The organism is Burkholderiales bacterium, from assembly GCA_035560005.1.
Taxonomy (GTDB): domain Bacteria; phylum Pseudomonadota; class Gammaproteobacteria; order Burkholderiales; family Eutrophovitaceae; genus DASRFY01.
This window is the reverse complement of record DATMAN010000039.1, coordinates 48,805-73,907: the sequence shown is the minus strand read 5'-3', so window position 1 is coordinate 73,907 and position 25,103 is coordinate 48,805. Positions and strand designations below refer to the sequence as shown.

At 65.9% G+C, this 25,103-nt stretch carries 29 protein-coding genes and 1 riboswitch; of the genes, 12 read left to right on the top strand and 17 right to left on the bottom strand.

Features of this window, described 5'->3' with window-relative positions; genetic code table 11:
• Position 1 precedes the first annotated feature (1 nt).
• From VNM24_05765 to VNM24_05745, 5 genes are all read left to right on the top strand, one after another.
• Entirely contained in the window at positions 2-781 is a 780-nt protein-coding gene (locus VNM24_05765) for an ABC transporter ATP-binding protein (protein ID HWQ38110.1), read from the top strand.
• Positions 768-1,415 carry an ATP-binding cassette domain-containing protein gene (locus tag VNM24_05760; GenBank protein ID HWQ38109.1) on the top strand — a complete coding sequence of 216 codons (648 nt, stop codon included), beginning with the start codon at positions 768-770 and terminating at the stop codon, positions 1,413-1,415. Before VNM24_05765 ends, VNM24_05760 begins: the two co-directional genes overlap by 14 nt.
• Before the next feature lie 50 nt (positions 1,416-1,465).
• Positions 1,466-2,830: a pyridoxal-phosphate dependent enzyme gene (locus VNM24_05755; protein HWQ38108.1), complete on the top strand. Its 1,365-nt coding sequence runs from the start codon at positions 1,466-1,468 to the stop codon at positions 2,828-2,830.
• Between the two features lie 144 nt (positions 2,831-2,974).
• Positions 2,975-4,147 (top strand): PLP-dependent aspartate aminotransferase family protein, encoded by a 1,173-nt coding sequence (locus tag VNM24_05750; protein ID HWQ38107.1) that lies wholly within the window; start codon positions 2,975-2,977, stop codon positions 4,145-4,147.
• Entirely contained in the window at positions 4,147-4,644 is a 498-nt protein-coding gene (locus tag VNM24_05745; protein ID HWQ38106.1) for a disulfide bond formation protein B, read from the top strand. The genes VNM24_05750 and VNM24_05745 overlap by 1 nt, the downstream gene beginning before the upstream one ends.
• Before the next feature lie 35 nt (positions 4,645-4,679).
• Here VNM24_05745 and VNM24_05740 read toward each other — a convergent pair whose 3' ends face one another.
• The 11 genes from VNM24_05740 to VNM24_05690 all read right to left on the bottom strand — a co-directional run bounded on the left by VNM24_05740 (position 4,680) and on the right by VNM24_05690 (position 12,082).
• Positions 4,680-5,312 (bottom strand): histidine phosphatase family protein, encoded by a 633-nt coding sequence (locus VNM24_05740; protein ID HWQ38105.1) that lies wholly within the window; start codon positions 5,310-5,312, stop codon positions 4,680-4,682.
• Positions 5,313-5,356: 44 nt separating this feature from the next.
• Positions 5,357-6,277 (bottom strand): protein kinase, encoded by a 921-nt coding sequence (locus tag VNM24_05735; protein HWQ38104.1) that lies wholly within the window; start codon positions 6,275-6,277, stop codon positions 5,357-5,359.
• The gene (locus VNM24_05730; protein HWQ38103.1) at positions 6,274-6,774 is read right to left on the bottom strand and encodes a MaoC family dehydratase; all 501 of its coding nucleotides are present in this window, start codon (positions 6,772-6,774) and stop codon (positions 6,274-6,276) included. Before VNM24_05730 ends, VNM24_05735 begins: the two co-directional genes overlap by 4 nt.
• A 52-nt stretch (positions 6,775-6,826) precedes the next feature.
• The gene (gene xerC / locus VNM24_05725; protein ID HWQ38102.1) at positions 6,827-7,759 is read right to left on the bottom strand and encodes a tyrosine recombinase XerC; all 933 of its coding nucleotides are present in this window, start codon (positions 7,757-7,759) and stop codon (positions 6,827-6,829) included.
• The gene (locus VNM24_05720) at positions 7,756-8,397 is read right to left on the bottom strand and encodes a DUF484 family protein (protein HWQ38101.1); all 642 of its coding nucleotides are present in this window, start codon (positions 8,395-8,397) and stop codon (positions 7,756-7,758) included. Before VNM24_05720 ends, xerC begins: the two co-directional genes overlap by 4 nt.
• Entirely contained in the window at positions 8,394-9,236 is an 843-nt protein-coding gene (gene dapF, locus VNM24_05715; protein HWQ38100.1) for a diaminopimelate epimerase, read from the bottom strand. The genes VNM24_05720 and dapF overlap by 4 nt, the downstream gene beginning before the upstream one ends.
• 17 nt (positions 9,237-9,253) lie before the next feature.
• On the bottom strand, positions 9,254-9,586 hold the full coding sequence (locus VNM24_05710) for a GNAT family N-acetyltransferase (protein ID HWQ38099.1): 333 nt from the start codon (positions 9,584-9,586) through the stop codon (positions 9,254-9,256).
• Positions 9,586-9,777 (bottom strand): hypothetical protein, encoded by a 192-nt coding sequence (locus VNM24_05705; protein ID HWQ38098.1) that lies wholly within the window; start codon positions 9,775-9,777, stop codon positions 9,586-9,588. Before VNM24_05705 ends, VNM24_05710 begins: the two co-directional genes overlap by 1 nt.
• Positions 9,774-10,211, bottom strand: coding sequence for a CoA-binding protein (locus tag VNM24_05700; GenBank protein ID HWQ38097.1), 438 nt, complete (start codon positions 10,209-10,211; stop codon positions 9,774-9,776). Before VNM24_05700 ends, VNM24_05705 begins: the two co-directional genes overlap by 4 nt.
• Positions 10,211-11,083 carry a lipid A biosynthesis acyltransferase gene (locus tag VNM24_05695; GenBank protein HWQ38096.1) on the bottom strand — a complete coding sequence of 291 codons (873 nt, stop codon included), beginning with the start codon at positions 11,081-11,083 and terminating at the stop codon, positions 10,211-10,213. Before VNM24_05695 ends, VNM24_05700 begins: the two co-directional genes overlap by 1 nt.
• A gap of 162 nt (positions 11,084-11,245) precedes the next feature.
• Positions 11,246-12,082, bottom strand: coding sequence for a lysophospholipid acyltransferase family protein (locus VNM24_05690; protein HWQ38095.1), 837 nt, complete (start codon positions 12,080-12,082; stop codon positions 11,246-11,248).
• Between the two features lie 75 nt (positions 12,083-12,157).
• On the opposite strand from VNM24_05690, the gene metK reads away from it, so the two are divergent.
• The 3 genes from metK to metF all read left to right on the top strand — a co-directional run bounded on the left by metK (position 12,158) and on the right by metF (position 16,238).
• The gene (gene metK / locus VNM24_05685; GenBank protein ID HWQ38094.1) at positions 12,158-13,336 is read left to right on the top strand and encodes a methionine adenosyltransferase; all 1,179 of its coding nucleotides are present in this window, start codon (positions 12,158-12,160) and stop codon (positions 13,334-13,336) included.
• A gap of 290 nt (positions 13,337-13,626) precedes the next feature.
• Positions 13,627-13,753: riboswitch (S-adenosyl-L-homocysteine riboswitch) on the top strand.
• A 62-nt stretch (positions 13,754-13,815) separates the two neighbouring features.
• On the top strand, positions 13,816-15,234 hold the full coding sequence (ahcY, locus tag VNM24_05680; GenBank protein ID HWQ38093.1) for an adenosylhomocysteinase: 1,419 nt from the start codon (positions 13,816-13,818) through the stop codon (positions 15,232-15,234).
• Between the two features lie 143 nt (positions 15,235-15,377).
• On the top strand, positions 15,378-16,238 hold the full coding sequence (gene metF, locus VNM24_05675) for a methylenetetrahydrofolate reductase [NAD(P)H] (GenBank protein HWQ38092.1): 861 nt from the start codon (positions 15,378-15,380) through the stop codon (positions 16,236-16,238).
• Between the two features lie 263 nt (positions 16,239-16,501).
• On the opposite strand, the gene VNM24_05670 is transcribed toward metF, so the two are convergent.
• The 6 genes from VNM24_05670 to VNM24_05645 all read right to left on the bottom strand — a co-directional run bounded on the left by VNM24_05670 (position 16,502) and on the right by VNM24_05645 (position 20,765).
• A complete protein-coding gene (locus VNM24_05670; protein HWQ38091.1) occupies positions 16,502-17,734 on the bottom strand; it encodes an alanine--glyoxylate aminotransferase family protein in 1,233 nt (410 codons plus the stop codon).
• Between the two features lie 93 nt (positions 17,735-17,827).
• Positions 17,828-18,250: a YeeE/YedE family protein gene (locus VNM24_05665; GenBank protein ID HWQ38090.1), complete on the bottom strand. Its 423-nt coding sequence runs from the start codon at positions 18,248-18,250 to the stop codon at positions 17,828-17,830.
• The gene (locus VNM24_05660) at positions 18,247-18,675 is read right to left on the bottom strand and encodes a YeeE/YedE family protein (protein ID HWQ38089.1); all 429 of its coding nucleotides are present in this window, start codon (positions 18,673-18,675) and stop codon (positions 18,247-18,249) included. The genes VNM24_05665 and VNM24_05660 overlap by 4 nt, the downstream gene beginning before the upstream one ends.
• Positions 18,676-18,679: 4 nt before the next feature.
• On the bottom strand, positions 18,680-19,570 hold the full coding sequence (ttcA, locus tag VNM24_05655) for a tRNA 2-thiocytidine(32) synthetase TtcA (GenBank protein ID HWQ38088.1): 891 nt from the start codon (positions 19,568-19,570) through the stop codon (positions 18,680-18,682).
• Between the two features lie 4 nt (positions 19,571-19,574).
• Entirely contained in the window at positions 19,575-19,952 is a 378-nt protein-coding gene (locus VNM24_05650) for a dihydroneopterin aldolase (GenBank protein ID HWQ38087.1), read from the bottom strand.
• 39 nt (positions 19,953-19,991) lie between these two features.
• The gene (locus tag VNM24_05645) at positions 19,992-20,765 is read right to left on the bottom strand and encodes an SDR family oxidoreductase (GenBank protein HWQ38086.1); all 774 of its coding nucleotides are present in this window, start codon (positions 20,763-20,765) and stop codon (positions 19,992-19,994) included.
• Positions 20,766-20,842: 77 nt separating this feature from the next.
• Between VNM24_05645 and VNM24_05640 the strand changes: the two genes are divergently transcribed.
• From VNM24_05640 to VNM24_05625, 4 genes are all read left to right on the top strand, one after another.
• Positions 20,843-22,015, top strand: coding sequence for an SAM-dependent methyltransferase (locus tag VNM24_05640; GenBank protein HWQ38085.1), 1,173 nt, complete (start codon positions 20,843-20,845; stop codon positions 22,013-22,015).
• Entirely contained in the window at positions 22,016-22,912 is an 897-nt protein-coding gene (locus tag VNM24_05635; protein HWQ38084.1) for a haloalkane dehalogenase, read from the top strand. It abuts the gene before it with no gap.
• Positions 22,913-22,997: 85 nt separating this feature from the next.
• The gene (mpl, locus tag VNM24_05630; GenBank protein ID HWQ38083.1) at positions 22,998-24,347 is read left to right on the top strand and encodes a UDP-N-acetylmuramate:L-alanyl-gamma-D-glutamyl-meso-diaminopimelate ligase; all 1,350 of its coding nucleotides are present in this window, start codon (positions 22,998-23,000) and stop codon (positions 24,345-24,347) included.
• A 144-nt stretch (positions 24,348-24,491) separates the two neighbouring features.
• The gene (locus VNM24_05625; GenBank protein HWQ38082.1) at positions 24,492-25,058 is read left to right on the top strand and encodes a YqiA/YcfP family alpha/beta fold hydrolase; all 567 of its coding nucleotides are present in this window, start codon (positions 24,492-24,494) and stop codon (positions 25,056-25,058) included.
• Positions 25,059-25,103: the final 45 nt, after the last annotated feature.

Here is a 25,103-nt window from a genome sequence, read left to right as displayed (position 1 = left end):
CATGGCGCAGCTGCTCGAGGCCAAGGGTCTGAACAAGAGTTTCGGCGCCGTGACCGCCGCAGCCGACATCAATGTGTCGATCGAGCGCGATACGGTGGTGGGGCTGATCGGCAGCAACGGCGCCGGCAAGACGACCTTCCTCAACATGGTCACCGGTTACCTCAAGCCGAGCAGCGGCCAGATCTTGTTCGAGGGCCGGGACATCACCGCGCTCACCCCCCGGCGCATCACCCGGCTGGGGGTATGCCGCTCCTTCCAGATCCCGCAGCTGTTCGATTCGCTGTCGGTGCACGACAATCTGCTGATCGGCGTGGGCATCGTCGCCTCGGCCGGCAGTCAGTGGACGGAGGCCGCCGCGCATGCCGGCACGCCGGAGGAAGCTGTCGAAGCGAGCCTGCAGCGCTTCCGGCTCGGCGCCTATCGCGACAAGCTGGCGGGGCAGCTTCCGGAAGGCGTGCGCAAGCTCCTCGACATTGCGATGGCAATGGTGGTCAAGCCGAGGATGCTGCTGCTCGACGAACCCACCTCGGGCGTTTCGGCCGACGAGAAATTCGAGCTGATGGACATGGTGATGGAAGCCGTGCGCGCGCAGGGCGTCACGGTGCTGTTCGTCGAGCACGACATGGAGATCGTCAAGCGCTACACGCACCGGGTGCTCGCCTTCTACGAAGGGCGCATCATCGCCGATGGCGAGCCCGCCGTGGTCCTGGAGGATTCGGAAGTGCGCAAGTACGTGATCGGCGAACGCCTGCACATCGGAGCCGGCCGTGCTGCGCATTAGCCATCTCGATGTCGCGATCGAGTCGGTTGGAGTCCTGCGCGACGTCAGCCTCGAGGTGCCCACCGGCCGCTTCGTCGGGCTGATCGGGCGCAATGGCGCCGGCAAGACCACGCTGATCCGCTCGGTGATGGGGTTGCTCGCACCGCGCTCGGGCAGCATCGAGTACGACGGCAGGCCGCTGGAACGGATCCCGACCCACATCCGCGCGCGCAGCGGCATCGGCTACATGCCGGAGGACCGCAGGCTGGTGCCCGATCTGAGCGTCGAGGACAACATCCTCATTCCGGCATGGTCGTCCCGGATCGACGATCCCGATACGCGGCTGCTGGAGATCTATCGAATGATCCCCGAGGTCGAACAGTTCGCGCAGCGCAAGGCGCTGCTGCTCTCTGGCGGGCAGCAAAAACTGGTCGCGCTGGCGCGCGCGCTGATGTGCGGGTCCAGACTACTGCTGCTGGACGAACCCTTCGAGGGCGTGGCGCCGGTGCTGGCGCGGCGACTCGCCGAAGTCATCTCCGGCCTCAAGCAAAAGGGGTTATCGATGATCCTGGCCGAGTCGGATCTGTCGCATTCGGGCGAGATACTCGATCAGGTCTATACGATCGATCGCGGCGAAGTGGCCCTGGCCTGCTGAGCCCGCCTCGGAGAACTATCGTAGTGCTGCGGCGCGATGCGGAGAATTCCATGGTGACCGGCAGCGTGCTCGATCTGATCGGCAACACACCGCTGCTGGAATGCCGGCGCCTTGACACCGGCGCCTGCCGCCTGTACCTGAAACTGGAGAGCCACAATCCGGGCGGCTCGATCAAGGACCGCATCGGTCTGTCGATGATCAGCGCCGCCGAGCGCGATGGAAGGCTCAAGCCTGGCGGCACGCTGGTGGAAGCCACCGCGGGCAATACCGGCCTGGGGCTGGCGTTGGTCGCCTCGCAGAAAGGCTATCGCCTGATCCTCGTGGTGCCAGACAAGATGAGCCGGGAGAAGATCTTCCACCTCAAGGCGATGGGCGCCGAGGTGATCCTCACGCGCTCGGACGTGGGCAAGGGTCACCCGGACTACTATCAGGACATGGCGGAACGCATCGCGCGCGAGACTGGTGCACTCTATGTCAACCAGTTCGGCAATCCCGCGAATCCGCAGGCGCACGAGACGACCACCGGGCCGGAAATCTGGCGGCAGATGGAGCACCAGGTCGACGCCATCGTATGCGGCGTGGGTTCCGGCGGAACCATCACCGGGCTGACGCGCTACTTCGCGAAGGTTTCGCCGAGAACCGAAATGGTGCTGGCCGATCCGGAGGGCTCGGTGCTGGCCGACTACGTGCGAACCGGGAAGTACGGGCAGGCCGGCAGCTGGGTGGTGGAGGGCATCGGCGAGGACTTCATCCCGCCCATCGCAGACCTGTCGCGGGTCAAGCACGCCTATTCGATCAGCGACGAGGAGTCGTGCAACACGGCGCGCGAACTATTGGTGAAAGAGGGCGTGCTCGCCGGTTCGTCTTCCGGCACCCTGGTCGCCGCGGCGCTGCGCTACTGCCGGGAGCAGAAACAGGCCAAGCGGGTCGTGACTTTCGTCTGCGACAGCGGCAACAAGTACCTGTCGAAGGTCTTCAACGACTACTGGATGATGGACCAGGGGTTCGTGCGGCGCGAACGCTACGGCGACCTGCGCGATCTGATCTCGCGGCGGCACGAAGAGCGCGGCGTCGTGACGATCGCGCCGGAGGACAAGCTCATGACCGCCTATGCGCGCATGAAGCTCTACGACGTCTCCCAGCTTCCGGTGCTCGACGAGGAAGGACGGGTGGCGGGCATCATCGACGAGTGGGACCTGCTGACCGCAGTGCAGGACGATCCGGACCGGTTCCGCGAGCCCGTGAGTTCCGCGATGTCGCGCCGTGTGGAGACGGTGGACGTGAGTGCTCCGCTTGCCGCGCTCACCGCCACCTTCGACAAGGGCCACGTCGCGGTGGTCGTTCACGAGGGCCGATTCTACGGACTGATCACGCGCATCGACGTACTCAATTACCTGCGCAACAAAGTGCGCTGAGACGCCACGCTTACCGGTAAAGGCACGGAAGGCGATTAAGCCGCCAGGGCACCGAGGCACGACACGGTGAAAAGCGAATGAATGATCGGTTCTCTTGGTGCGGCGCCTTGGTGGTGAGCGTCAGGATCAAGGTAAGATTCGGCCATGGCTGACGAAAACCAGAAGCCGGGGTTCGCGACCCGCGCCATCCACGCCGGGCAGGAACCCGATCCGGCCACCGGCGCGGTGATGACGCCGATTTTCGCGACCTCCACGTTCAGACAGCGCTCCCCGGGCGTGCACACCGGCTACGAGTACGCGCGCACCCAGAACCCGACCCGGCACGCTTTCGAGCGCTGCATCGCCGACCTGGAAGGCGGTGGCCGTGCCTTCGCCTTTGCTTCCGGTTTGGCGGCGAGCGCGACCGTGCTGGAACTGCTGGAGGCCGGGAGCCACATCGTGGCGGTGGACGACATGTACGGCGGTTCGTGGCGTCTGTTCGAACGGGTGCGCAAGCGCTCGATGGGGTTGCGCGTGTCCTACGCCGATCCCAACGTTGCCAGCGCGATCGAAAAAGCGCTGGAGAAGAAAACGCGCCTCATCTGGGTGGAGAGTCCGACCAACCCGTTGCTCAAGGTGACCGACCTCGCACAGGTGGGCAAGCTGGGCCAGCAGCGCGGCATCATTACCGTGGTCGACAACACCTTCTGTTCGCCCTACGTGCAGCGGCCGCTGGAGCTGGGCTGCGATCTCGTCGTGCACTCGGTGACCAAGTACATCAACGGCCATTCCGACATGGTCGGCGGCATCGTCGTCGTGCGGCAGGGCCGCGAAGATCTCGCGGAGAAACTGGAGTTCATGCAGAACGCGATCGGCTCGATTCTCGATCCGTTCTCGAGTTTCCTGGCGCTGCGCGGCGTGAAGACGCTGCCGTTGCGCATGAAGCAGCACAACGGCAACGCGATGCATCTGGCGAGCTGGCTGCAATCGCACCCGAAGGTCGAGCGCGTCATCTATCCGGGGCTCGCCACCCACCCTCAGCACCTGCTCGCGGCCAAGCAGATGAACGGCTTCGGCGCGATGATCGGCGTCTATCTCAAGACGGACATGGCGGGCGTGCGCCGGGCGCTGGAAGCCTGCCGCGTCTTCACGCTGGCCGAGTCACTCGGCGGCGTGGAAAGCCTGATCGGGCATCCGGTCACGATGAGCCACGGCTCGCTTCCGCCCGAGCGGCGCGCCCAGCTTGGCATCACCGACAACCTGGTTCGGGTCTCGGTCGGGATCGAGGATGTGGCCGACCTTACCGCCGACCTGGATCAGGCACTGGCAAGGATCTGATGCCGCAGCCGCGCCTGATCTTCCTCGGCATCTTCGCCGTCTGCACCGGCCTGATTGCATTCGCGCTGTACCTGCAGCATGCGCAGGGCCTGGAGCCCTGCCCCATGTGCATCCTGCAGCGCTACGCTTTCATCCTGACCGGCGCGATCGCGCTCGCCGCCGCGATTCACGCTCCGCGGCGCACCGGGAGCTGGATCTACAGCCTGGCCATCCTGCTCAGCGCCGGCAGCGGCGCGGGCGTGGCCGCGCGGCACGCATGGCTGGAGCGCAATCCGCCGAGGATCTTCGATTGCGGCGCGGATCTCGGCTACATGATGGAGTCGCTCCCGCTCGCCGAGGTGCTGCCGATGATCTTCCGCGGCACCGGCGACTGCTCGAAAGTGCTGTGGCGCTTTGCAGGTCTGTCGATCGCCGAATGGGCGCTCGTCTGGTTCCTGATCTTCATCGCCGCCGCTCTGGCCGCCGCGTTGATTCGTCCCCGCGAGGCAGGGCGATAAATCGTCACCACAGGGATTCGCGCCCCCGCGACGGATCAACGCGCCGGCGCTTGCGCCAGTTCGCTCCATTGCCGCGGCAGAAGGCGCGCCACCAGCACGTAACCGCCTTTGCCGTCGGGACGATAGATCGCAGCCTCGCCCTGGGTGCCGAGATGGAAGCCTTCGGTGTCCCAGAGATTGAATCCGTGCGAAATCAGCACCGTGTTCCTGCCGGGCGCCGGCGACGTGGCGAGCATCTTGCCAAGCGCCGCGACCCCTTGCTGCCGTCTCGGCACGGCCTCCGCCGAGCGGCTCGCGCCGGTGAGCATCGGGTCGATCTCGAAGCCTCCGAAAGCGATCTGCGCGGTTTCCTTGCAGCGGCAGAACTCGCTCGAGCGCACCTGCCCGACCGGAATCCTCAGTTGTCTGAACGCCGCGCCGATCAGGCGCGCCTGTTCCCGGCCGTTGTCGTTCAGGTTGCGCTGGGTTTCGCAGCGCGCCAGATCGACGCCCTGCTCGCCGTAGGCGGGACCGGTATCGGCATGACGGAAATAGATGACATGGCCGCCTGCGCGCAGCGCATCGACGAGTGCCCGGCCCGCCAACGCGTGTTGCGGATCGGGCGTGCCCTGTGCAACCGCAGTGCCTGCAAACAGCAAGGACCAGAAGAGCGATTTGATCGGGTTCATCGTCATCGGGCGCAAGGCCAAAGCGCACGCGCGCAGGACGGGCGCTACGCCGCCTGCATCACGGCAGACAGTTCACGCCAGAACTCCAGCGCGGTCTGAATGCGCCACTCCACGTGCCGGCGCAAGGCTTTGGCAACCACCGGCGCGAATTTCGAGTCGTGGTTCTGCGCCAGCGCTTGCGGGATACCGCCGACGATCTCTTCCTTGGTGAAGAAGGGGATCTCCTTGAGCATCATGGCGAGCAGCAGCAGGCCGGTCTGGTAGATGTCGACGTGGCGTCCCACGGCCCCGAATTTGTCAGGATCGATGGCCTCGGGGGGCAGCATCCAGTCGGCGAGCAGGGTCTGGAAAACGCGGATATCGGACTCCAATCGGGTCAGGCCCAGGTCGCCGACCTTGAAGGACCACACCACCTGCTTGAGCTTGAAGAGGCTGGAAGGCTGGCGCAACTCGGTGACGAAGATGTTTCCCGGATGCAGGTCCTTGTGGACGTAGCCCTGGGAGTGGATGTAGTCGAGCGCCTGCAACACGTCGCGCGCGAGATAGGGAATCCAGCGGTCGGCCTCCATGCCGATGCTGGTGATGACCTTGAGCAGCGGGAAGGTGCAGCGTTCGATGATCAGGTAGAACGTGTCCTGGTACTCGAACGCGTCGTGCACGTAGGTGATGTTGGGATGGCGCAGTTCCAGCAGCTTCGCCGTCTCTTCCAGCCAGCTTTCGCGCACTTCGGAGTAGCGCCGCTCGTGCGGCAGCAGCACCTTCGCAACCAGGGCGTTGCCCCAGTCGTCGGCGCACTCGTAGACCACGCCGAAGCCCCCCTGGCCGAGGCGCTCGCCGATGTAGTAGCGGCGTTCGCGGTTCTGGATTACCTCGCCCTTCTCCGGCATTCGGAAACGCCGCGGCTGGCGGATCTGGACGTTGCGCAGCAGAACGGAGACGCTCTTCTGCAGGCGGGGGGTTCTCATGGCTGAATCTTCGGTTGCGGCATCCGGGGCGCCTGGCCGCGCTTATAGACCATGAACGTGCGCTTGAAGGTGATCACCACCGTGCCATCCTGGTTGTAGCCGGTGGTGCGCACCGTGACGATTCCGACATTGGATCGCGATTTCGATTCGCGCTTTTCCAGCACCTCGGACTGGGAATAGATCGTATCGCCCTCGAACACCGGGTTGGGCAACCGGATCTCGTCCCAACCGAGGTTGGCGAACACGTTCTGCGAAATATCGGTCACGCTCTGGCCGGTGACCAGTGCGACGGTAAACGTCGAATCGACCAGCGGGCGCTTGAATTCGGTTTGCGCGGCATAGTGCGCGTCGAAGTGAATCGGCGCGGTATTCTGGGTGAGCAGCGTGAACCAGATGTTGTCGACCTGCGTGACGGTGCGCCCCAGCGGGTGACGGTAGACGTCGCCCACCTCGAAGTCCTCGTAGAACCTGCCCTGCCATCCTTGCTTTTCGGCCATATCGCCATTCGCTGCCAGTTCACTTCGATTCGGGTTATCTCTGCGTGGTCAATCAGACCTTCGATGACTTGCGCTTCGCGCGAGGATGCGCAACGTCATATACCCTGGCCAGATGCTGCCAATCCAGATGGGTGTAGACCTGGGTGGTCGAAATGCTGGCGTGGCCGAGCATCTCCTGCACCGCGCGCAGATCGCCGCTGGATTGCAGGATGTGCGAGGCGAAGGAATGGCGCAGCATGTGGGGATGCACGCCGCTCGAGAGTCCCTGTTTGATCGCCCACGCGCGCACGCGCTCCTCGACGCCCCGTGCCCCGAGGCGCTTGCCGCGCTGGTTGACGAACAAGGCCTGCTCCTCCGGCACCGCCAGGGTGACTCGCGCCGCCAGCCAGTTCTTCAGCGCTTCAAGCGCAAAGCGGCCCACCGGCACGATGCGGGTCTTGCCGCCCTTGCCGAGCACGCGAACGGTGGCCTGCGCGAAATCCACGTCGCCGAGGCACAGCGACGTCAGCTCCGACAGGCGCAGGCCGGACGAATAGAACAGCTCCAGAATGGCGCGGTCACGCACCGACAGCGGTCCGCGCTCCGGCAGTTCGACCAGCCGCGCCGCCTCCTCCGGCGAGAGCGCCGCCGGCAAACGCTTCTCGGCCCTGGGCGCACGTACCCCGCCGCAGGGATTGAGCCGGAAACCATGGTCGCGTGCCAGGTAGCGGAAGAAAGCGCGCCAGGCGGACAGCAGGCGCGCGAGCGAACGGCCGTGCAGTCCCTGCGCGTGCAACCTGGCGACGAAGCGCCGGACGTGATGCGTGCGGATGTCCTCCAGCGGGGTGTGTTCCGCCAGCTCGAGCAGTCGCTGAACGTCGCGCGCGTAGTTCTTGACGGTGTGGGCCGAAAGCCGTCGCTCCTTCTCCAGGTACGCCAGAAATCCGCTCAGCCGCCGGTCGGCCGCTCGAGCACCGGGCTCGTCCGGTATGCGCGGTGCGTTCATGCGTAGCGCGATACCGCCGCGGCGACGATCTCGCCAAGACGCTGCAGATACAACGTTCCCATCTCCGGATAAAAGCGCTGCGGGTCTTCGGCTGCCAGCGCCAGCAACCCGAAGCTGCCGTCTTCCCGCAGCGAGACGTAGGCGAAAGAGCGCAGCGCGGCAGCCGACTCGCCGAACCAACCCGCCGATTCGAACATCGGCTTGTGGGAGCAGTAGGGACGCACCAGGCTTTCCGCAAACGCCTTGACTTCGTCGCTGACCGCGGAGAACTCCGGCCGATCGCCCGGGATGCCGCCCCAGAGCCGCAGCGCGACGTGCGGGATCGCGAAGTCCTCCCGCAGGTGAAAGTACACCCGTTGCAGCAACTCGTCGAGGTTCGATGCCCGGATGAAGGCAGTCGTGGCGTGGTGCAAGCGCGAACCGATGCGGTCGTTTTCCTCGCCGAAGGCGACCAGCTCGCGCAGTTTGGCCTCGAGCACCCGGTTGCGCTCGCGCAACTGCACGAGCTGGCGCTCGGCGAGCGGAATGGCGCGATCGTCGTGCGGATGGCGCACTTCGATCGTGGCCAGCAGTTCGGCATGCTCGTCGAAGAACTCCGGATGCTCTCTCAGATACTGCGCGATGTCGTCCCCTGTCATCTTTCGGTCCCAACCTCGATTTCACCTTCGAACACGCGGCGCGCCGGTCCGGTCATGAACACCGGCTCGCCCTCCCCCGCCCAGGCGACCCTGAGCATGCCCCCGCGCATGTGCACCTCGACTGGCGAGTCCAGCAGGCCGCGCGCGATTCCGCTCACGGCCGCCGCGCAGGCCCCCGTCCCGCAGGCGAGCGTCTCGCCCGCGCCGCGCTCCCATACTCGCAGCTCGATGTGCCTGCGGTCCACCACCTGCATGTAGCCGGCGTTCACGCGCTGAGGAAAGCGCGGATGATGCTCGATCTTGGGGCCTTCGGTTGCGACCGGCGCGGCCGCGACGTCGGGCACGACCTGCACCGCGTGCGGATTGCCCATCGACAGGGCCGCGATCTCCACTTCGCGGCCGTCGAGTTGCAGACGGTAGGTGAGCGAGCGCGCCGCTGCCACGAAGGGGATGCGCGCTGGGTCGAACTGCGGCACGCCCATGTCGACCGTGACCTGTCCGTCCGCTTCCAGCCGTGGCTCGATGATGCCGGAAGCCGTCTCGACCCGAATGGCGCGCTTGGAGGCCAGGCCCTTGTCGTGCACGTAACGCACCAAACAGCGCGCGCCGTTGCCGCATTGCGCGACTTCTCCGCCGTCGGCGTTGAAGATGCGGTAGTAGAAATCCGTGCCGGCCGTGCGCGGCGGCTCGACCACCAGCAGTTGGTCAAAACCCACGCCGAAGTGCCGGTCGGCCAGCATCGCGATCTGGACCGGTTCGAGCCTGAACGGCTGGGCGGTGGCGTCGACGACCATGAAGTCGTTGCCGGCACCTTCCATCTTGGTGAACTTCAGGCGCACTCGTTACGCTTCCCCCGTCATTGCTCGCCCGTCAGGGCCTTTTCCATCACGTAGTCGTCCATGAAGAACCCGCCGCCGATGTCGACCTTCACCGCCCGGCTGATCGCGAAACCGTTACGCAAATAGCCGTTGATCGCGCCGCTGCTGTACTTGTTGACCTGCAGGTAGATTTCGCCGCAACGCCGGGCCCGGGCCGCCTGTTCGACGTGGCGGATGAGGGCCGAGCCATAACCCTTTCCGCGATGGCGCGGGTGGACATGGAGCTTGTCGAGCTTGATCGACCCGGGCGCGCACCCGGCTCGCAGGCCGCGAACCCGACAAGCGCCTCCGGCACGTGAATCTTGATCCATCAGGCCTGGCCGGCGGCGAGCTGGCTGTGAATGACGCTGGGGCGGCAGCGCCGGTCGAGCATGTAGTCGATCTGCGCGACGGTGACGATGCCGGGATAGTACTGGTACCAGATCTCGCGAGCCAACGCGCCGATCGCGGGCAGCTCGTGCCCCGACACCGGGCACAGGCACCCTGCTGTCGCGCGGCTCATGGGTCTTCGTCGCCGGACAGCGATCTGCAGATTCCGTTGTAGTCGCGCCAGATGCAGCGGTCCATGACCACGCGCAGGCCGGCGTCGCGCGCGCGTTCCGCCGCGGGTTCGTTGACGATGCCTTCCTGGATCCAGAGGCGCTTGATGCCCAGATGAATGCAATCGTCGACGATGCCGTCGACGAACCGGGAAGCGCGAAAGACGTTGACGAGATCGACCGGCTCGGGCAGGTCCTGCAACCTGGAGTAGGCCTGCTCTCCGAGCACCTTGGGCACCAGCGGGCGGATCGGAATGATTCTGTAACCCGCCCCTTGGAGCGCACGCGCGATGCGGTAGCTTGGACGGGTGGCAAGCGGGGAGAGCCCGACGATGGCGATCGTCTTCACTTCGCGGAGCATGGCGCAGATCTCTCCGATGTCGGGATTCTGAAACATCAGTAGAACCTCTCCTCGCCCGGCGGACGGGTCTTGAACCGCTTGTGCAGCCAATAGTACTGCTCGGGGCAGGCGCGGACATGCTCCTCGATGAACTGGTTCATGCGGCGCGAGTCCTGCAGCGGATCGCCCCCCGGGTAGCCGGTCCAGGCCGGGAAGAACCGGATGGCATAGCCCTCGTCCGGCGCCCCTTGGGTCACGACGACGGGCACTACCCGTGCGCCGGTCAAGGCGGCGAGCCGGGGCAGGGCGTCCACCGTGGCCGCGGGCACGCCGAAGAAGGGCACGAAAACGGCGTCACGCGGGCCGAAGTCCATGTCCGGCAAAAAGAAAAAGGGCAACCCCGCGCGCAGCGCACGTACCACCGGCTTGATGCCATCCTGGCGGGAAGCGAGCCGGATCGGCCGGAACCGGGTGCGCCTGGAGACGAGAAAGCGGTCGAACAGCGGATCCTTCTGGCGGCTGTACATCGAGATGGCGTCGTGCTCGAGGGAGAGCCGGATCGCCAGGATGTCCACGCCGACGAAGTGCGGCGCGAGCACGATGGTCGGCCCGCGCTCCAGCGCCTGGCGCAGATGCTCGTGGCCTTCGATGCGCGCCAGCGCCTGCACGTGTGCGGCCGGAGACCACCAGGCGATCGTCGTTTCCGCGAGCGCGCGGCCGGCCGCCATGAAATGCCGCCGTGCGAGGCGCGCGCGCTTTCGCCCGTCCAGTTCGGGAAAGCATAGCCGCAGATTGCTGCGCACCACGTTGCGCCGCTCGGCACCGAAGGCCATCAGGGCCAGACCGATTGCCTGGCCGAGACGGGCGAGCCAGGTCCGCGGCAAGAAGTGCAGCAACCACAGTACGGCGAGTGCGACGCGGGTCAGCATGAGGATCGAGGCGCGAGGAGCAAGGGGCGAGAAGCGAGGCGACAAGCCCGAGGCGCGAGTCGGGCCCATGCAGCAGCCGGGGAACAACACCCCTGTGTGCGCTCGCCGCCCGATACTCCAGCACTGCATTCGTCTGCTCCCTCAGCCTTCACGCCGTTCGTCTCACGCTTGCCCCTTGTAGCGGTTGTAGGACCACAAGTATTGTTCCGGATATCGGCGGATCAGATTCTCCAGGGCGCGGTTGAGGTGGCGTGCCGCCGATTCGCCGGGCTGTCGCGCGGGCAAGGGCTCGAATGCAAGCTCGTAGCCGGCACCGCGCGGCAGGCGCCTCGCATGGGTGAGGAACGACGCCGCGCCAGTGCGCTGCGCGAGTTTCGACGCGAGCGTCATCGTGTACGCCGGGCGGCCGAAGAACTCCGCCCACTCGCCTTCACCGGCGCCGGGCACCTGGTCCGGCAGGATGCCGACCGCCTCCCCGCGCTTGAGCGCCTTGAGCAGCGCGCGCACTCCGCCCAGATCGGTGCTCGCCGCATGCAGCTGCGGCCGGCTGCGCCCCTCGCGCATGGCGGCTTCGAGCAGCCGATAGCGCGGTGGGCGATAGAGCACGGTCAGGGGAAACCTGAGCGCGAGGTACTGCGCGATCACCTCGAAGCAGCCCAGGTGCGGCGTGAGCAGCACCAGCCCGCGCCCATCCCGGTGCGCTCGCTCCACGGCTTCCCAGCCGTGAACGGCGCGCACCCAGGAAGCCGTCTCCTGTTGCGGCCGGAACCAGATCGCCGCGACTTCGGCGGCGGCACGGCCGCTCTCCGCGATATTGGCGCGCAGCAGGCGTTCGTAATCGCGCTCGTCGGCCCAGAGACCGCTCTGCAGGAGGTTTTCGCGCAGCCTGGATGCGTAGTTGTGTGACGAGAGATACACCAGCCAGCCGAGCGCGGCGCCGGCCGCGTGCAGGAAGGAGAGCGGGAGCCGGCCGAGCAGCCGCAACAACCCGGTCAGCATGTATGATTTGCTTTATCTGGACGCGGGCTGTTTGCTATCCTGCCAAGTCTTCCCGAGCGATGCGTGGGCGAACGAATGAGCGAGTTCCTCTTTACTTCCGAATCGGTTTCCGAAGGGCACCCGGACAAGGTCGCTGACCAGATCTCCGATGCCGTCCTCGACGCAATCTTAGCGCAGGACAAGTACGCCCGAGTAGCGGCCGAGACGCTGGTGAACACCGGGTTGGTGGTGATGGCAGGCGAGATCACCACCACCGCGATGGTCGATTTCCAGCAGATCGCGCGCGAGACGGTCAAGCGCATCGGCTACGACAACACCGAGTACGGCATCGACTACAAGGGCTGCGCCGTGCTGGTCGCCTACGACAAGCAGTCGCCCGACATCGCGCAGGGCGTGGACGGCCGGGGGCTCGATCCGGACCAGGGCGCGGGTGACCAGGGGTTGATGTTCGGCTATGCCTGCGACGAGACCCCCACCTACATGCCGCTGGCCATTCACCTCGCGCATCGCCTGGTGGAGCGCCAGTCGGAGCTGCGCCGTGACGGGCGCCTGCCATGGCTGCGTCCCGACGCCAAGTCGCAGGTCACCATCCGCTACGCGAACGGCCGGCCGGAAGCGATCGACACCGTGGTGCTTTCCACGCAGCACGCTCCGGAGATGCAGCACAAGCAGATCGAGGAAGCCGTGGTCGAGAGCATCATCAAGCCGGTGCTGCCCAGGAACCTCGTCAAGGGCAACGTGCGCTATCTGGTCAATCCGACCGGGCGCTTCGTGGTCGGCGGCCCGCACGGCGATTGCGGACTGACCGGCCGCAAGATCATCGTCGACACCTATGGCGGCGCGGCCCATCACGGCGGCGGCGCGTTCTCGGGCAAGGACCCGTCCAAAGTCGACCGCTCGGCCGCCTACGCCGCGCGCTACGTCGCCAAGAACATCGTCGCCGCAGGGCTCGCGAAGAAGTGCGAGATCCAGGTCTCGTATGCCATCGGGGTCGCGAAGCCGACCAGCGTCATGGTCACCACGTTCGGCACCGGCGCGATTCCCGACGAGAAGATCGCGCAACTCGTCGCCAAGCATTTCGACCTGCGCCCGCGCGGCATCATCCAGATGCTCGACCTGCTGCGCCCGATCTACTCCAAGACCGCAGCCTACGGGCACTTCGGCCGCGACGAACCGGAATTCACCTGGGAGAACCTGGACAAGGTCGAGGCGCTCAGGGCCGACGCCGGCTTGAAGCAGACCGCGGCCGCCTGACGGCGCAAGCGCGGCCTGACGGCCGCACAAACCCTCACCGCGCAGGGCGCCATGGGCGCAGCGGGAGAATTGCAAAGAAGAACTCTGCCCGCACCGCGGTTCTCGACCAACCCACTGGCATCTCGCCCCTCGAGAAGCGGATCCACTCTACGTTGAAGCACTTGGCCGCAAGCACTCGATCGCGGTCTTACCCCAATCTGCGCTTTGCGCTCCTCTGCGAGCCCCGCGCCGCGGGCGTGTGGCGGCCGTAGCGCGGGTTTTCAAGAAAGGCCAACTGGCCTATACTTTCCCTCGCTGAGGAGCGTTGCGACCTGACCACCAAAGGGACCGTAGCCTCTGTGGGATAAGGTTGAGACAGTAAAGTCCCTTTGGTGGTCGGGCCAGGCTCAGCAAAGGAAATAACGGCGCTCACGAACCCTGAAACGGTTTGGAGCGCCGTTGTCTTTTCGGCGCTCCGCTTCAATACAAGGAGAGTGTCGATGTCCGCTGTTCTCAATCCCAAACAAGCCCTTGACTGTCACGTGGCTGACCTGTCGCTCGCCGACTGGGGCCGCAAGGAAATCCGCATCGCCGAGACCGAGATGCCGGGCCTCATGGCGATTCGCGAGGAGTACGCCTCGAGCCGGCCGCTACGCGGCGCGCGCATCAGCGGTTCGCTGCACATGACGATCCAGACCGCAGTGCTGATCGAGACCTTGCAGGCATTGGGTGCCCAAGTGCGCTGGGCATCGTGCAACATCTTCTCCACACAGGATCACGCCGCGGCGGCGATTGCCGCAGCCGGCACGCCGGTGTTCGCCTACAAGGGCGAATCGCTCGCCGAGTACTGGGAATTCACCCACCGCATCTTCGAGTGGCCCGACGGCGGCTATTCCAACATGATCCTGGACGACGGCGGCGACGCCACGCTGCTGCTGCATCTGGGCACGAGCGCCGAAGCGGATGTCTCGGTGCTCGATCACCCCTCGAGCGAAGAGGAAACCGCGCTGTTTGCCGCGATCAAGGCGAGGCTCGCCCGGGACCCGAAGTGGTATTCGACCCGCATCGCCGCGGTGCGCGGGGTCACGGAAGAAACCACGACCGGTGTCAAGCGCCTCTACCAGATGGCAAAGGAAGGCCAGCTCAGGTTTCCCGCGATCAACGTCAACGACTCGGTCACCAAGAGCAAGTTCGACAACCTCTACGGCTGCCGCGAATCGCTGGTCGACGGTATCAAACGCGCCACCGACGTCATGATCGCCGGCAAGGTCGCGGTGGTCTGCGGCTACGGCGACGTCGGCAAGGGTTCGGCGCAAGCGCTGCGCGCGTTAAGCGCCCAGGTGTGGGTCACCGAGATCGATCCGATCTGCGCGTTGCAGGCGGCGATGGAAGGTTATCGCGTGGTGACGATGGACTACGCCTGCGACAAGGCCGACATCTTCGTCACGGCGACCGGCAACTTCCACGTGATCACGCATGATCACATGCGCAAGATGAAGGACCAGGCCATCGTGTGCAACATCGGCCATTTCGATAACGAGATCGACGTCGCCTCACTGAAGCAGTACCGCTGGGAGAACATCAAACCGCAGGTGGACCATGTCATCTTCCCCGACGGCAAGCGCATCATCCTGCTGGCCGAGGGGCGGCTGGTGAACCTAGGCTGCGCGACCGGGCATCCGAGCTACGTGATGTCCAGCTCGTTTTCCAACCAGGTGATCGCGCAGATCGAGCTTTTCACGCACCCCGAAGAATATCCGGTCGGCGTGTACGTGCTACCCAAGCACCTGGACGAGAAGGTGGCGCGGCTGCAACTGAAGAAGCTCGGCGCGCAGCTGACCGAGCTGACCGACGCCCAGGCGCGCTACATCGGCGTCAACAAGGAGGGTCCGTACAAGCCGGAGCACTATCGCTACTGAGAGGCGCCCACCAGCGGGTGCGACTGACGGGTGATGAGAAAAAGCCGTTGGAGCTGAACGGCCACCGCGACATTCTTGAGAACACCCCAGATCCTGTGCGCTCAATTTCCGCGCTCGTCAGCCAGTGAGAACGCTGTGTTTGCATGTCACTCCTTACCCGTCCCTCGTCGCTGGTCCTGAGTTTCGAGCTCTTCCCGCCCCAGACGCCGGAGGGCGTGGACAAGCTGCGGGTGACCCGCAGGCAGCTCGCCGAGCTGCGCCCGGACTATTTTTCGGTGACCTTCGGCGCGGGCGGGTCCACCCGCGATCGCACCGAGGCCATCGTGCTCGAGATCCAGAGGGAAGGGCATCGGGTCGCGCCGCACATCTCCTGCATCGCTTCGACGCGCGAGAGCATCCGCGCGATGCTCGACAGCTACAAGGCGCACGGCATCCGCCGCGTGGTCGCTCTGCGCGGCGACCTGCCGTCGGGCATGGCGCAGGCCGGGGAGTTCCGTTACGCCGCGGACTTGGTCGCGTTCATCCGCAGCCAGTACGGGGACACTTTCCACATCGAGGTGGCGGCCTACCCCGAATACCATCCCCAGGCGCGCTCGGCGCAGGAGGATCTGCTCAACTTCAAGCGCAAGATCGAAGCCGGCGCGGACTCGGCGATCACGCAGTATTTCTTCAACCCCGATGCGTACTACCACTTCCGGGACGAGTGCGCGGCCATGGGCATCGACGTGCCGATCGTCCCCGGCATCATGCCCATCAATCGCTTTGCCCAGCTTGCCCGGTTTTCCGACGCCTGCGGCGCGGAGATCCCGCGCTGGATCCGGCGCAAGCTGGAGGGCTACGGTGACGACAGCGACTCCATCAAGGCTTTCGGGCTGGACGTCGTCACACAGCTCTGCGAGCGCCTGCTGCGTCACGGCGCCCCGGGTCTGCATTTCTACACCCTGAACCAGGCCGGCCCAACGAGCATCATCTGGCAGCGCCTCGGCCTGGACAAACAGGGGTGAACCACGCAGAACGCGGAAGAAAAACTAAAGCGACAAAGAGGCAGAACGGGTCATGGACGGGGGGCCGGGTGCTGCGATTGATGGTTGCCGGGCTCTTCTCCCGTAAGGTTGTTTCTCGTCCTCTTCTCGCTGCGTGTCCTGCGTGGTGCAAGCTCTTGCGTCGTCACGAGTCGAGCGCTCCGGATCGATCGTGCAATCCGGATTTCACGTTCGATCGACTTTTCAAGTTCTCGGTGTCCGTGGTAGTTCGCAGCTCTCGATCGTCAGGCGAGGGCGCGTGCAGCGGATGCACGCAGCGGATGGGCAGCGTAGGCGTGGTAGGCGGCCGCCTCCGCCGCCCCCGGCTCGACAGCCGCACCCATGTCGGCGAACAGCGCCTCCAGCGCGCAGATGGCCAGCATCACGTTTTCCATCTTGCACGAGTAGCCCATGATGCCGAAGCGCCAGATCCTGCCCGCCAGATCGCCCAGGCCGGCGCCGATCTCCAGGTTGAACTCGAGCAGCAGGCGCCGGCGGACCTCCTTTTCGTCCAGTCCCGGTTTGACGTAGACCGCGTTCATCTGCGGCAGGCGGTGCGGCTCTTCGACGAGGTAGGCGAGCCCCAGGGTTTCCAGGCCCGCCTTCAGCGCACGGTAATTGCGCTGATGCCTCGCCCAGGCGTTTTCCAGTCCTTCTTCCTTCAGCATCAGCAGCGCTTCGTGCAGCGCGTAGAGCGAATTGGTCGGCGCCGTGTGGTGGTAGGTGCGGGTGGTCGCACTCCAGTAACCGAGTAACAGGTTCAGGTCCATGAACCAGCTCTGCCCCTTGCGGCTGCGTGATCTCACCCGCTCGACCACGCGATCGCTGAAGGTGACCGGCGACAGGCCGGGCGTGCAGGACAGGCACTTCTGACTGGCCGAATACACCGCGTCCAGCCCCCATTCGTCCACCAGCACCGGCGTGCCGCCCAGCGAAGTGACCGCGTCCACGATCGTCCAGGCCCCGTGCTGGCGGGCGATGGCCGCCAGAGTCTTCGCGTCCGAGGCCACCCCCGTCGAGGTCTCGGCGTGCACGAACGCCAGGATCCTTGCATCCGGATGCTTCCTGAACGCGTCTGCCACCTTGCCGGGATCCACCGGCTTGCCCCACTGGTCGTCCACCACGATCGGCACGCCCCCGATCCGCTGCACGTTCTCGATCATGCGTGCGCCGAAGACACCGTTGCGGCAGACGATGACCTTGTCGCCCGGATCGACCAGATTGACGAAGCACATCTCCATACCGACCGAGCCGGGTCCGGACACCGGGAAGGTCAGTGCGTTCTTGGTGCGAAACGCATAGCGCAGCAGCTCCTTGAGCTCCTCCATCATTTCCACGAAGACCGGATCCAGGTAGCCGATGGTCGGCCGGCCCATCGCGGAAAAGACGCGTGGGTGGATCTCCGAGGGACCAGGTCCCATCAGGGTGCGCTGCGGTGGATAGAACGGGCCGATCTTCCTGACGGGCTTGGCGTCCATGAACGGGTTTCCTGTCACTGCACAAAAAAGAATCGCGCCCGGAGGGGCGCGACAGCGGCGAAGTGTAGGTGATGCCGCGCGGATAAACAAGCTTCAGTCGGGCTTGCGGCCTAGCACCCAGCGGAAGATCACCATGCCGGCGATGACGGCGGCGAGAAAGGCCCAGACGCGCGGGTCGCCGAAGCCGGCGGAGACCACGGCCGGTCCCGGGCAGAAGCCGCTCAGGCCCCAACCCACGCCGAAGATCGCCGCGCCGGAGACCAGGTTTGCGTCGATCTGCGTGCTTTCGGGCACGAAAAAGCGTTCGTCGAGCAGCGGCGCGCGCCGTCGCAGCGCCGCCCGGTAGAGCAGCGCAAAGACCGCGACCGCACCGGCCATGACGAACGCAAGCGATGGATCCCATCGGCCGGCGACGTCGAGGAAGCCGATGACCCTGGCGGGATTGCTCATCTGCGAAACGATGAGCCCGATGCCGAACAGCAGGCCGCAGGCGAAAGCAACGAGCGCGCGCTTCATGCCAGCAGGTGCCGGGTCAGATACACGGCTGCCACACCGGTCGCCATGAACACGCCGGTGGCTACCAGCGAGCGCGGCGACAGGCGCGAGACGCCGCACACACCGTGGCCGCTGGTGCATCCGCTGCCGAGCTGCGTGCCGAAGCCCACGAGCACTCCAGCCAGGACAAGTTGGGCGTAGCCGGCATCGAGCTGGAACTGGACCGCCCAAGGCAGGGCGACTGCGGCGCCCGCCCCCGACACCAGCAAGCCGGCGAGGAAAGCCCAGCGCCAGCCGCCCCGTGGCTCGCGCAACAGCACGGCGCCGCCCAGGACATTGGATACCCCTGCGATACGGCCCAGCAGCCACCACAGGCCGGCGGCGGCCAATCCGATCAGCGCGCCGCCGAGCAATGCCGGTACTGGCGCAAACTCTGCCACGTTCATGGGGTCAACTGCTCTTGACGGATTTGGGAAGCGGAAGCCGGATCAGCGTGGCCGGGTAGCGCTGCTCGTCGAGCGCAAGCTCCCCGGTCAGGTAGGCTTCATCTTGCGTCTTGAGCTTCGCGAAGTCGAAGCACCTCGGATCGAGCAGGTGGGAAGGCACGACCCGCTGGAGCGCGGCGAACATGGTCTCCAGCCTGCCCGGGAAACGCCGCTCCCAATCGCGCAGCATGTCCTTGACGACCTGGCGCTGCAGCTTGTCCTGCGACCCGCACAGGTTGCACGGGACGAGCGGGAACTCGCGCAATGCCGCATAGGCCGAAAGGTCCTTCTCCCTGCAATAGGCGAGGGGGCGGATCACGATGTGACGTCCGTCGTCGGAGGCCAGTTTGGGCGGCATGGCCTTCAACCGGCCGCCGTGAAACAGGTTGAGGAAAAAGGTTTCCAGGATGTCATCGCGGTGGTGTCCGAGCGCGATCTTGGTGGCGCCCAGCTCGGTGGCGGCGCGATACAGCGCACCACGCCGCAGCCGGGAGCACAGCCCGCACAGGGTCTTGCCCTCGGGGACCACGCGCTTGACGACGCTGTAGGTGTCCTGCTCGAGGATGCGAAACGGGACGCCGCGGGCGCCCAGGTATTCGGGCAGTACGTGCGCGGGAAATCCGGGGTGTTTCTGATCCAGATTCACCGCCACGATGTCGAAGTCCACCGGGGCGTGCTCCTTGAGCGAGAGCAGGATGTCGAGCAGGGCATAGCTGTCCTTGCCTCCGGACAGGCACACCATGACCTTGTCCCCGGCTTGGATCATGTCGAAATCGGCAATGGCTTCCCCCACCAGGCGGCGCAGCCGCTTGGCGAGCTTGTTGCCCTCGTAGACCTGTCTTTGCGGATCGAACATGTACTTACTTTACCCGAAAGACCTCGAAGCCGACGGCCTCGCAATCCGGGTAGACATCGGGCTTCTCGCTCGCCACGCGGGCGGCGATCACGCCGGGCTTTTCCAGGCACACCGCGAGGATGCGCTCGCAGAAGGTCTCCTGGAGATGGAAGTGCCCGCTGTTGGCGATGCGCTCGATCTCCTCGCGCAGAAAGTCGTAGTCCACCGTCTCGCGGATCGAGTCGCGCTCGATGCGGCCTTCCGGATCGAGGTACAGATCGACATTGACGATCACGCGCTGCCGCGCTGCCTTCTCGTGGGCGTGTATGCCCATCGAGATCTGCGTGACGAAATTGCGCAGGAAGATGCGCCGCGCCTGCTTCAGCTTGAGCGCGACCGCCATTTCCGCAGCCCCGCGTGGCTGCGCCACGTCGATCTTCATCTATTTCGCCTCGAACTGCACGTCGCGCCGCGACGGCCACAGGTGCTGTCCGCCATCCACGACAATGGTCGTTCCCGTGAGCGCGCCGGCGGCCACCGCGTAACGCACGGCCTGCACGATGTCGGCCGGCTCCGAGCTGCGCCCGAGCGGCGCCAAGCGGTGCGCGCGCTGGAAGTTCTCGTCGGTCTGCTGTCCGCTGCGCAGCGTGATCCCCGGCGCGATGCCGCACACGCGTACGCGCGGCGCCAGCGCGAGCGCCAGCAGCCGCGTGGCGCCCTCCAGCGCGATTTTGCTGAGCGTGTAGGACAGAAAGTCGGGATTGAGATTGAAAACCTTCTGGTCGAGCAGGTTGATCACGCAGCCCACGGTGTCGGGCGGAAGCTGTCTTGCCAAGGCACGCGCCAGCACGATGGGCGCGCGCAGGTTGACGGCCTGATGGCGATCCCACTGCTGGACGTCGAAGGCGTCCACGTCGTCGTATTCGAACACCGAGGCATTGTTCACGAGCAGCGAAAGCGGGCCGAGCCGGCGCGCGCATTCGGGCACCAGTTGCAGCACGGCCTTCGGATCGCCCAGATCGCAGTCGATCGCCATCGCATGCGCGCCCTGCGCGCGCAGCGCACGCACCAGCGCTTGCGCCTCGTCGCGCGAGTGGTGATAGTGAACCGCGACGTCCCAGCCGTCCTCGGCCAGACCGAGCGCGATCGCGCGTCCGATGCGCCTGGCCGCGCCGGTCACCAGAGCGGCCCTGCCGTATCCTGGGGTCTCGTTCATCGGCGGCTGGAAAGTTGCGGCGTTCGCGGGTGGCGGGAAGAATGGCGATTCTAGCCCAAGCGCCTCCCGCTCTTGCCATGCCCGCAGCGCAAAGCACTGTCAGTCCCAGACTGCCCCTGCCCGGGGCGGACGCGCTCGCGGCAAGCCAGGCGCTGCGGGCCCGCATCGCCTGCGAAATCGACGCCGCGGGGGGATGGATCTCCTTTGCCCGCTACATGGACCTTGCGCTCTACGCCCCCGGCCTGGGCTACTACACGGCGGGCGCCGCCAAACTCGGAGAGTGCGGCGATTTCGCGACTGCGCCGGAGATCTCCCCGCTGTTCGCGCGCGCCGTGGCCCGACAGCTGGCTCAACTCGTCGCGTCGGGCGCGGAGGAGATCCTGGAGCTGGGTGCGGGCTCGGGAAGGCTCGCAGCCGGCGCGCTGCTCGAAATGGAGCGCGGCGGGCGTCTGCCGCAGCGCTATCGCATCCTGGAAGTCAGCCCGGAGTTGCGCGAGCGCCAGCGCGCGCTGCTTGCCAGCCACGCACCGCGGCTGCTGGAGCGCGTGTCGTGGGTCGATGTCCTGCCCCGGCGCATCCATGGCGTCGTGCTGGCCAACGAAGTGCTCGACGCGCTTCCGGTGCACGTGGTGGCCTGGCGCGAGCAGGACATCCTGGAACGCGGCGTGGCGCTGGAAAGCGGCGCGTTCGTCTGGCGGGAGCGGCCGGCCGACGCGCAGCTTCTGCGCGCGGCGCAGGCCATCGAGGTTGCGCCGCCTTACGTGAGCGAGATCGGCCTGCACGCCCGCGCACTGGTCGCTACACTCGCGCAGCGTCTGGAGCGCGGCGTATTGCTGTTCATCGACTACGGATTCGGGCGCGCCGAGTACTACCATCCGCAGCGCAACACGGGAACGCTGATGTGCCATTACCGGCACCGGGTGCACGACGACCCTTTCGCGCTGCCCGGCCTGCAGGACATCACGGCCCACCTGGACTTCACCGCCGTCGCCAAAGCGGCGCAGCAGGAAGGCTTGGCGCTGCTGGGCTACACCACCCAGGCGCAGTTTCTGCTGAACTGCGGATTGATCGATCTCCTGAGGGAGACGCCGGCCGAGGACGCCGCACGCTACCTTCCGCAGGCCGCAGCGGTGCAGAAACTCGTCTCGCCCGCGGAAATGGGCGAGCTGTTCAAGGCGATCGCTCTGGGCCGGGGGGTGGAGCCACCCCTGCTGGGCTTTGCCCGCGGCGATCAGTCGCGGCTTCTCTGAATGGACATTCTGCGCACACCCGAGGAGCGTTTCGTCGACCTGCCCGGATTTGCGTTTGCGCCGCGCTATCTCGACGATCTGCCGGGCTACGAGGGGCTGCGGCTGCACTACGTCGATGAAGGACCGGCGCACGCGGAGGTGTTTCTGTGCCTGCACGGCGAGCCGACCTGGGCGTACCTCTATCGACGCATGATTCCGGTGTTCGTGGGTGCAGGGTTGCGCGTGGTCGCACCCGATCTCTTCGGGTTCGGCCGCAGCGACAAGCCGGCGGACGATGCGGTCTACGGGTTCGATTTTCACCGCGGCCTGCTCAGCGCGTTCATCGAACGTCTGGATCTGCAGCGCGTGACACTGGTGTGCCAGGACTGGGGCGGCTTGCTGGGCCTTACCCTGCCGATGGAGATGCCGCAGCGCTTCGCGCGCCTGCTGGTGATGAACACCGCCCTCGGCACCGGGGACGTTCCCCTGCCGGAGGGCTTTCTCGCCTGGCGCAAGTGGGCTGCGGAGCACCCGGACATGGAGGTGGGCAAGCTGCTCGGTCGCGCCTGCCCGCATCTGACGGCTGCGCAGCGGGCGGCCTACGATGCACCGTTTCCCGACGGACGCTACAAGGCCGGGGTGCGGCGCTTTCCGCAACTGGTGCCCGACCGCCCCGACGCACCCGGCGCGGAAATCTCGCGGGCGGCGCGCGACTGGTGGTCGCGCCAGTGGAGCGGCGAGGCGTTCATGGCGATCGGGATGCAGGACCCGGTGCTCGGGGCGCCGGTGATGCGGCAGCTGCAGCGGACGATCCGCGGCTGCCCGGCGCCGATGGAGGTCAGTGAAGCCGGCCACTTCGTTCCCGAATGGGGCGATAGAATCGCTGCCGCCGCGCTGGCAGCATTTCGTGCTTACTGATTGACCCACCGCAGAGATACGGAGGCGCACGGAACTGCGAAGAACAGTTGTGCTCCTGTGTCTCGGTGATTGATCGAACTGGCGAATGCACATCCACATCCTCGGCATCTGCGGCACATTCATGGGCGGCATCGCGGTCATCGCGAGGCAGGCCGGTTATCGCGTCACGGGTTGCGACGCCAACGTCTATCCGCCGATGAGCACCCAACTTCAGGCGCAGGGCATCCATCTGATCGAAGGCTGGGATCCGAAGCAGATCGACCTGAAGCCGGACCTGTTCGTGGTCGGCAACGTGGTCTCGCGCGGCAACCCGCTGATCGAGGAGATCCTCGATCGCGGGCTGCCTTACGTCTCAGGGCCCCAGTGGCTGGCCGAAAACGTGCTGCGCTCCAAGTGGGTGCTCGGGGTGGCGGGCACCCACGGCAAGACCACCACGAGCGCAATGCTCGCCTGGATTCTCCAGCAAGGGGGCTTGAACCCGGGTTTCTTGATCGGCGGCGTGCCGATCAACTTCGACGTCTCCGCACGCGAAACCGGCTCGGCCTTCTTCGTGATCGAAGCCGACGAATACGACACCGCGTTCTTCGACAAGCGCTCCAAGTTCCTGCACTACCGGCCGCGCACCGCAGTGCTGAACAATCTGGAGTTCGACCACGCCGACATCTTTCCCGATGTGGCGGCGATCGAAACCCAGTTCCACCACCTGGTGCGCACCGTTCCCGGCAACGGCCTGATCGTGGCCCACGGACGCGAGGCGACCATTCGGCGCGTCATCGAACGCGGCTGCTGGACGCCGGTGGAGTGGCTCGGTACGGCCGACGGCTGGGCCGCCGGCGACCCTGCCGATGACGGCGCTTTCGAGGTGTTCTTCAATGGCAAGCCGCAGGGCCGGGTTCACTGGGCGCTGCTGGGCGAGCACAACCGCATGAACGCGCTGGCGGCGCTGGCCGCGGCCCGCCACGCCGGCATCCCGGTCGCGAGGGCCGTCGAGGCGTTGAGCACGTTCCGCAACGTCAAGCGGCGCATGGAACTGCGCGGGACGGCCGGTGGCGTGACCGTCTACGACGATTTTGCACACCATCCGACCGCGATCGAGGCGACCATTGCGGGACTGCGCAAACAAGTCGGCGGCGCCCGCATCCTGGCGGTGCTGGAGCCGCGCTCGAACACGATGAAGCTCGGCGCGATGAAGGAGGCCTTGCCAGGGAGTCTGGCTGCGGCCGACCGGGTGTTCTGCTACACCGACGGCCTGAAATGGGACGCGCGCGCAGTGCTCAGCCCACTGGGTGCGCGCGCCGAGTGTCACGGGGATCTCGAAACGCTGGTGAAGGCCATCGTCGCGGCTGCTCGAGCCGGCGACCAGGTCGTAATCATGAGTAACGGCGCCTTCGGCGGGATCCACGCCAGGCTCCTGGAGGCCCTGGCGCGGCGCTGATTCGCCTTCAGGTTCTTCGGTGGGCGCCATGTGTTCGCAGGCTCTTGGGCACTCGGCGCACGCGCCTGACCTCGGCTGTGATGTCGCCAAGCCGGGAGTCCATGGGCAGTCACAATCCGAGCACGCACCACCGTCTCTGTCAGGATGATTCTCTACATTCACGGATTCAACAGCTCGCCGGCGTCGCACAAGTCGAACCAGCTCCGCGAGTACCTGCGCAGAACGCGCCCCGGAACGGTCTTCTCCTGCCCCGCATTGTCCCACTGGCCGGCGCAAGCGATCCGCACGCTCGAGTCCGAGGTACGACGGGCGGGGACGGAAGGCGTCACGCTGGTGGGCAGTTCCCTCGGTGGCTTCTATGCGACCTGGCTGGTCGAGCGCTTCGATTGCCGCGCGGTGCTGGTGAATCCGGCGATCACCCCCCAGGAGGGATTGCGGGCCTATCTCGGGCCGCAGCGCAATCTCTATACGCAGGAACAGTACACGCTCACCGAGGAGCACCTGCAGCAGCTGGCTGCGCTGTATGTGCCCGGCTTGCGGCGCGTCGACCGTTATCTTCTGCTGCAGACCACCGGCGACGAAGTGCTGGACTGGCGTAAGGCGGTTGCGCGCTATGAAGGCTGCCGCCAGATCGTGATTCACGGCAGTGACCACGGTTTCAAGGAGTTCGAACAGTATCTGGAAATCGTGGCTTTATTCGCGCGCGTATAATCGCGGCCTCCCCCTGTCCCTCCGGTCTGTTTCCTGCTTTGCGTC

Bases quoted from the DNA above. Each gene is read 5' to 3' on its own strand.
- VNM24_05765 (HWQ38110.1), top strand. From the start codon at position 2: ATGGCGCAGCTGCTCGAGGCCAAGGGTCTGAACAAGAGTTTCGGCGCC.
- VNM24_05755 (HWQ38108.1), top strand. From the start codon at position 1,466: ATGGTGACCGGCAGCGTGCTCGATCTGATCGGCAACACACCGCTGCTG.
- VNM24_05750 (HWQ38107.1), top strand. From the start codon at position 2,975: ATGGCTGACGAAAACCAGAAGCCGGGGTTCGCGACCCGCGCCATCCAC.
- VNM24_05745 (HWQ38106.1), top strand. From the start codon at position 4,147: ATGCCGCAGCCGCGCCTGATCTTCCTCGGCATCTTCGCCGTCTGCACC.
- VNM24_05740 (HWQ38105.1), bottom strand. From the start codon at position 5,312: ATGAACCCGATCAAATCGCTCTTCTGGTCCTTGCTGTTTGCAGGCACT.
- VNM24_05735 (HWQ38104.1), bottom strand. From the start codon at position 6,277: ATGAGAACCCCCCGCCTGCAGAAGAGCGTCTCCGTTCTGCTGCGCAAC.
- VNM24_05730 (HWQ38103.1), bottom strand. From the start codon at position 6,774: ATGGCCGAAAAGCAAGGATGGCAGGGCAGGTTCTACGAGGACTTCGAG.
- xerC (HWQ38102.1), bottom strand. From the start codon at position 7,759: ATGAACGCACCGCGCATACCGGACGAGCCCGGTGCTCGAGCGGCCGAC.
- VNM24_05720 (HWQ38101.1), bottom strand. From the start codon at position 8,397: ATGACAGGGGACGACATCGCGCAGTATCTGAGAGAGCATCCGGAGTTC.
- VNM24_05710 (HWQ38099.1), bottom strand. From the start codon at position 9,586: ATGGATCAAGATTCACGTGCCGGAGGCGCTTGTCGGGTTCGCGGCCTG.
- VNM24_05705 (HWQ38098.1), bottom strand. From the start codon at position 9,777: ATGAGCCGCGCGACAGCAGGGTGCCTGTGCCCGGTGTCGGGGCACGAG.
- VNM24_05700 (HWQ38097.1), bottom strand. From the start codon at position 10,211: ATGTTTCAGAATCCCGACATCGGAGAGATCTGCGCCATGCTCCGCGAA.
- VNM24_05695 (HWQ38096.1), bottom strand. From the start codon at position 11,083: ATGCTGACCCGCGTCGCACTCGCCGTACTGTGGTTGCTGCACTTCTTG.
- VNM24_05690 (HWQ38095.1), bottom strand. From the start codon at position 12,082: ATGCTGACCGGGTTGTTGCGGCTGCTCGGCCGGCTCCCGCTCTCCTTC.
- metK (HWQ38094.1), top strand. From the start codon at position 12,158: ATGAGCGAGTTCCTCTTTACTTCCGAATCGGTTTCCGAAGGGCACCCG.
- ahcY (HWQ38093.1), top strand. From the start codon at position 13,816: ATGTCCGCTGTTCTCAATCCCAAACAAGCCCTTGACTGTCACGTGGCT.
- metF (HWQ38092.1), top strand. From the start codon at position 15,378: ATGTCACTCCTTACCCGTCCCTCGTCGCTGGTCCTGAGTTTCGAGCTC.
- VNM24_05670 (HWQ38091.1), bottom strand. From the start codon at position 17,734: ATGGACGCCAAGCCCGTCAGGAAGATCGGCCCGTTCTATCCACCGCAG.
- VNM24_05665 (HWQ38090.1), bottom strand. From the start codon at position 18,250: ATGAAGCGCGCGCTCGTTGCTTTCGCCTGCGGCCTGCTGTTCGGCATC.
- VNM24_05660 (HWQ38089.1), bottom strand. From the start codon at position 18,675: ATGAACGTGGCAGAGTTTGCGCCAGTACCGGCATTGCTCGGCGGCGCG.
- ttcA (HWQ38088.1), bottom strand. From the start codon at position 19,570: ATGTTCGATCCGCAAAGACAGGTCTACGAGGGCAACAAGCTCGCCAAG.
- VNM24_05650 (HWQ38087.1), bottom strand. From the start codon at position 19,952: ATGGCGGTCGCGCTCAAGCTGAAGCAGGCGCGGCGCATCTTCCTGCGC.
- VNM24_05645 (HWQ38086.1), bottom strand. From the start codon at position 20,765: ATGAACGAGACCCCAGGATACGGCAGGGCCGCTCTGGTGACCGGCGCG.
- VNM24_05640 (HWQ38085.1), top strand. From the start codon at position 20,843: ATGCCCGCAGCGCAAAGCACTGTCAGTCCCAGACTGCCCCTGCCCGGG.
- VNM24_05635 (HWQ38084.1), top strand. From the start codon at position 22,016: ATGGACATTCTGCGCACACCCGAGGAGCGTTTCGTCGACCTGCCCGGA.
- mpl (HWQ38083.1), top strand. From the start codon at position 22,998: ATGCACATCCACATCCTCGGCATCTGCGGCACATTCATGGGCGGCATC.
- VNM24_05625 (HWQ38082.1), top strand. From the start codon at position 24,492: ATGATTCTCTACATTCACGGATTCAACAGCTCGCCGGCGTCGCACAAG.